Source organism: Streptomyces sp. H27-H5 (assembly GCF_026627505.1).
Taxonomy (GTDB): Bacteria; Actinomycetota; Actinomycetes; order Streptomycetales; family Streptomycetaceae; genus Streptomyces.
Genome location: NZ_JAPNLK010000312.1, coordinates 1 through 1,163, shown reverse-complemented (window position 1 = coordinate 1,163; position 1,163 = coordinate 1). Strand labels below are relative to the sequence as shown.

The following is a 1,163-nucleotide window of genomic DNA, read 5'->3' as shown; positions in this document are numbered from 1 at the left end:
CATGGCCACCGCCCTCCCCTTCCACCGCGCCGTCGTCACCGACCCCGCCTTCGCCCCGACGGAAGGACCCTTCACGGTCCACACCCGCTGGATCGAAACCGAGTTCGTCAACGACATCAAGGCGTTCAACGCGGTGGCGGGCGAGGATCCCGAGGCGGAAGAGGGACGCGAATCGCTGGTGGTCGAGGTCGGCGGCCGCCGCCTGGAGGTCTCGCTGCCCGCCTCGCTGGGGACGACGTTCACACGGGGTGCGGCCACCGCGGGCGGTGGCACCGCGACCAAGGTCAAGCGGCGCGGCAACAAGAGCGTCAAAACCGCCTCCGGCGACACCCTCGCCTCCCCGATGCAGGGAACCATCGTCAAGATCGCCGTCGAGGAAGGCCAACAGGTCAACGAAGGCGACCTGATCGTCGTCCTCGAAGCCATGAAGATGGAACAACCCCTCAACGCACACCGCTCCGGCACCATCGTCGGCCTCAAGGCCGAAGTCGGCGCGTCCCTCACCTCCGGCGCCACCATCTGCGAGATCAAGGCCTGAGTGATGACCGAGACTGCCATTCCCCCGACCGGCGAGAAGGAAGTCCGCCGCCTCGACCGTGTGATCATCCGTTTCGCGGGTGACTCGGGCGACGGCATGCAGCTGACCGGAGACCGTTTCACTTCGGAGACGGCCTCCTTCGGCAACGACCTCTCGACCCTCCCCAACTTCCCCGCCGAGATCCGTGCCCCTGCCGGAACTCTTCCGGGCGTGTCGTCCTTTCAGCTGCATTTCGCCGATCACGACATCCTGACGCCGGGCGATGCCCCGGACGTCCTGGTGGCGATGAACCCGGCGGCGCTGAAGGCGAACATCGCGGACGTCCCGCGCGGCGCGGAGATCATCGTCAACACCGATGAGTTCACCAAGCGCCCGATGGCGAAGGTCGGCTACGCGACGTCCCCGCTGGAGGACGGCTCGTTGGACGCCTACCGCGTGCACCCGGTGCCGCTCACCACGTTGACGGTGGAGGCGCTGAAGGAGTTCGGGCTGTCGCGGAAGGAGGCCGAGCGCAGCAAGAACATGTTCGCGCTGGGCCTGCTGTCGTGGATGTACCACCGCCCGACCGAGGGCACGGAGACGTTCCTGCGGACCAAGTTCGCGAAGAAGCCGGAGATCGCCGAGG

Annotated in this window: 2 protein-coding genes; both read left to right on the top strand. The window is 67.2% G+C overall.

The features are described 5' to 3' along the window. A partial coding sequence (locus OTB19_RS42970; protein WP_267804293.1) for an acetyl-CoA carboxylase biotin carboxyl carrier protein subunit occupies positions 1–538 on the top strand: 538 nt, incomplete at its 5' end. A 3-nt stretch (positions 539–541) separates the two neighbouring features. Further along, the coding region (locus OTB19_RS42965) for a 2-oxoacid:acceptor oxidoreductase family protein (protein ID WP_267804292.1) at positions 542–1,163 on the top strand (622 nt) is incomplete at its 3' end.